General features: G+C 37.1%; 1 protein-coding gene. It reads right to left on the reverse strand.

The window, feature by feature from the left end:
- The coding region (locus HMPREF2782_RS06740) for a recombinase family protein (protein ID WP_186821663.1) at positions 1-663 on the reverse strand (663 nt) is incomplete at both ends.

Genomic DNA, 663 nt, shown 5'->3' on the forward strand with positions numbered 1-663 from the left:
CATTTATCTTCGGATACATATTTACTTTTCTTGTCCTTGAAGTGCTTTCTTGTTTTGAAATTGACTGTATGCCCCAAGTATTCCTGTTTCTTTAAAATGCTTGCTATTGTTGAGCTGCACCAACGATAGGGATGTTCAAAGTTTTTGCTTTGATGTAATCCATATCCCATTTTTTGCTGATGATAAGCGGGTATATCTATCTTGTCCGCTTCCAGTATCTTTGCTATTTTGTATGGTCCTGCTCCGTCCATTGTAAGATTAAATATTCGTCTTACTATCTCGGCTGCTTTTTCATCTACAATCCATTTGTTTTTATCTTTTTCATCTTTGATATAGCCATAAGGCGGTGTGCTTGCAGTATGTTTCCCACTTTCGCCTTTTGACCTGAAGGTAGATTGGATTTTTCTTGATGTATCTCTTGCATACCATTCATTCATGATATTTCTAAAGGGGGTAAAATCATCTTCTCTGTAAAAGCTATCTACATTGTCATTGATAGCGATTAGTCTCACTCCCTTTTGTCTTAGTATCTCCATACATTGACCGACTTTGAGATAATCTCTGCCAAGTCTGCTCATATCTTTTACAATGATACACCCAATATTTCCTTGATTAACTCCGTTCATCATTGCCATAAAGCCTGGTCTATCAAACTGTGTCCCG

The sequence above is a fragment of the Anaerococcus sp. HMSC068A02 genome (genome assembly GCF_001811125.1).
In the GTDB taxonomy this organism is placed as follows: Bacteria; Bacillota; Clostridia; order Tissierellales; family Peptoniphilaceae; genus Anaerococcus; species Anaerococcus vaginalis_C.